The 3,595-nt window shown below is 60.6% G+C and carries 2 protein-coding genes; one reads left to right on the forward strand and one right to left on the reverse strand.

What is annotated here, in order from left to right; genetic code table 11:
* Window positions 1-325: 325 nt before the first annotated feature.
* Window positions 326-2,158, forward strand: a complete 1,833-nt coding sequence (locus tag CW742_RS08840; protein ID WP_292419308.1) for an ABC transporter ATP-binding protein — start codon at window positions 326-328, stop codon at window positions 2,156-2,158.
* 15 nt (window positions 2,159-2,173) lie between these two features.
* Here the strand turns inward: CW742_RS08840 and CW742_RS08845 are convergent, their stop codons facing one another.
* A complete protein-coding gene (locus tag CW742_RS08845) occupies window positions 2,174-3,370 on the reverse strand; it encodes a nucleotidyltransferase family protein (protein ID WP_292419311.1) in 1,197 nt (398 codons plus the stop codon).
* Between the last annotated feature and the right edge of the window lie 225 nt (window positions 3,371-3,595).

Raw genomic sequence — 3,595 nt, forward strand, 5'->3', positions numbered from 1 at the left:
TTCCAGACCAGCGTGCCGGTGGCGTTGACCGCGACGGCGGTTCCCGTGTCGCAGTTCACCATGACGCTTCCCCCGTCCGGTGCCTCACGGGAGACAACCGCGGGGTTGGGTACGGGAATGGTACCAAAACCTGTCCTGTCCATGACGAGTACCAGTACTATAAAAAATATAACCATAAATAGTCCGCAGGTTTAATTTTTGTAAAAGAAAACCGGTTTTTGGGGAAACGATCTCAAACGATCCCCGCTGCAACCGTTTTTTGTCCCGGATCCGACAAATCCCGGCATATATCCGCCGGAACTGATGATCCCTGCACTGGAGTACCATGAAACCCGTTCCCCGCCCGGCAACATTCCTCTCGCATCTCGCATCCAGGAGAACGGTACTGTTCCGGGCGATCCGGGAGGTCTTCACGTACACTCCCGGCCTTGCCACCCTCTCCATCGCGCTCATCGTTGTGCAGGGGCTCCTCCCGCTCGCGGCCCTGTACGTGATGAAGCTGATGATCGACACGGTCACAGCGGCAGCAGCCGCTCCTGACAAGACACCGTTCTTCTCCCAGCTCTGGCTCCTCATCGCCGCTGCAGCCGTGCTTGCCATCCTGACAACGGTCTGCCGGGCTGTCTCCGGGTACGTTTCTGAGCTCCAGTCGGTCACGCTCTCCGATACTATTACCGACCGCATACAGGAGCACTCGCTCCGGCTCGACCTTGCCTATTACGAGAACCCGGCCTACCACAACAACCTGCGGCTCGCCCAGATGGGCGGTGCTGCCCGTTCCGCGCAGGTTATCGCAAATTTTACCCGTGTCGTGCAGAGCACGATCTCGCTCTGCACCGTCGGGGGGGCCATCCTCCTCTTCTCCCCGCTTGTGGCCCTGCTCCTTGCCGGCGCAGCCCTGCCGGCAGCGTTTGTCCGGCTCATCAACTCCCGTCAGCAGTACGCTCTCCAGGTCCGGCAGACCGAGGCGATGCGCCGGAGCAGTTACTACAACTCGCTCATCACCGAAGCATGGTACGCAAGGGAGATCCGGCAGTTCGGCCTTGGCGATCTCTTCCGGCAGCGGTACCGTGACCTCCAGTATTCCCTGCGGGACGCCCGCCTCGCCCTCTCGCGCTCGCGGGCCACGGGCGATGTCCTGACACAGGGGATCGTAACAGTCGCCATCTTTGGCGCATTTGCCATCATCGCAATAAAAGCGATCGAGGGGACGCTCTCGGTCGGTGACCTGGTGATGTTCTTCATGGGCTTCCAGCTCTGCATCGGGTACATCCAGGCCATCTTCACCGGCATGAACGCCCTGTACGAGGACCACCTCTTCCTGCGCCACCTCTTCTCATTCTTCGACCTGCAGCCACGGATCGCAGCCCCGGAGCATCCCGTCCCCCTGCCTGCACCGTTCCGGGAAGAGATCCGGTTCGCCGGGGTTTCGTACACGTACCCCGGCACAGCCGCCCCGGCCATCGCGGACGTGGACCTTTCCATCCGCCGTGGCGAGGTGATCGCCCTTGTCGGGGAGAACGGCGCGGGAAAGAGCACGTTCGTCAAGCTCCTCTGCCGGCTCTACGACCCGGATACCGGGACGGTCTCCGTTGACGGGATTGATCTCAGGGCAGCCGATCCGGATGACTGGCGAAAGCACACCGCCGTCTTCTTCCAGGACTTTGTCCGGTACCAGTTCACGGTCGGGGAGAACATCTGGGTGGGGGACGTGACACAACCCCGGGATACCCCGGAGATTGGCGGGGCTGCTCACCGGGCTGCTGCCGACCCGGTGATCCGGAAACTCGCCGACGGCCTCGACACCCAGCTCGGCAGGCTCTTTGCCGGGGGCCATGATCTCAGCACCGGAGAATGGCAGAAGATCGCCCTGGCGCGGACCTTCTTCCGGGACGCGGACCTCATCATCCTCGACGAACCGGCCAGCTCGCTCGACGCCCTTGCCGAGGCAGAGATCTTCAACCGTTTCCGCGAGCTGGTGAAAGGCCGCACAGCCGTCATTGTCAGCCACCGCTTCTCGACCGTCCTCATCGCTGACCGCATCTGCGTCTTCCGGGACGGGAGGATCACCGAGATTGGATCGCATGCGGAACTGATGGCGCAGGGCGGGCACTACGCGAAGATGTACCGGGCGCAGGCCGACGCTTACCAGCAGTGACCCTGGCCCGTCACATCATAACCGGAAGGTCACGATCCGGGACCAGCGCCGCAGGTGTGCGAGCGGGATATCGAGGGATGAGGGCGACTTCCGGTACTCCCAGAGCAGGGGAGTTGGGGGAAGGAGGAACATGCGGACAAAACGCAGCTTCTCGTACACGCCCGGCCGCTGCTGCATGGCAAGGATAAGGCGCGAGATGAAAAAGAGCCGTGCCCGGGAGATTTTTTTCTGGAGGCGGACCTCTCCCGCGGACGGTGCCGGCCATGCGGAGAACTCCCCGGCTCCTTCAGGGAGGGGCGTCCCCGACCAGAAACTGGCGGCGGCAAGGCAGTGTTCCAGCGGGATCCGGACATTGTTCTCCACGGACTGACGGACCAGTTCCTCCCATTCTTCCCGGGAACGGATCTGGTGCATGACCCGCGCTATGTCGCCGATCCAGTCAAGTCTGATGGTCCGGTGCTGGAATGCATCATGGAAGACGAGATACAGGAGCTGGTCAGCCGGGCAGAAGGTATCGAACGAGACGCCATCTGCGTGAACGGTGATCCGCCGCGTGAACGAAGCATCCAGCCAGTCTTCAGAAAAGAGGCCGAACTCGTTTGCCGTTGCCCAGTGCAGCTGGAGGCGTAACCCTTTCCCTGGGGGGAAGAACTTCTCGTGATGATCAGCATACGGGTAGATGTGGAAGATCTTTGCCGGGCAGGTGTACCCGAGCTCTTCCAGCACTGCCTCCGCTCTCGGGATAGCGTCCGGCAGAACGATCATGTCGATGTCGCTGGATTGCCGGAGCGTGGGGTCGGGATAGACGGTTCGTGCCAGTGCAGGGCCCTTTAAGAGGATGATGGGGACACCAGCTTCTTTCATGGCACGGGTGACTGTCTGGATCTGCTGGCCGGCGAGCAGTGTCCTTGCCGTGGAAGTCAGCGAGATCCGTTCCAGGTATTCCCGGATTTCCTGCGGGGGCCGGCATTCTTCCGGCCAGGAGCGGAGGTGGAACGTGATGAGGGGATAGATCCAATGAGGCCGGAGGCAGGAGAGGAATGCCTGCCACTCATCCTGGGAACGTTGGGGAGGCATAACCGGAATATTCCGGACCAGAAAAACCAGGTACTTGAGGAGATCATCAGGGAGGGAAAGCAGGTTATTTGCCGGATCACCCGCAAGAGGGAGATCCGTATGGAGTTTTCGTAAGATCGCAGGAAGGGAATCCATCTGACCGGGAGAGTCCGGAAAAAAACCTGAAGGATTGCCCTGATCGCTGTCTCCATGCATCAGAATGATTCCATCGGCATTCTGTGATAAAGATTGCGAAACACTGGTGAGGACAGAAGGCTGAACGGGATACACCATGCAGATCAGGAAAACCAACAGGCAGGCCTGCAGGGAGAAACAACAGAGAACAAGTGCGAGGGATGGGATTCGAACCCAAGAACTCCT

The organism is Methanoregula sp. (assembly GCF_002835825.1).
In the GTDB taxonomy this organism is placed as follows: domain Archaea; phylum Halobacteriota; class Methanomicrobia; order Methanomicrobiales; family Methanospirillaceae; genus Methanoregula.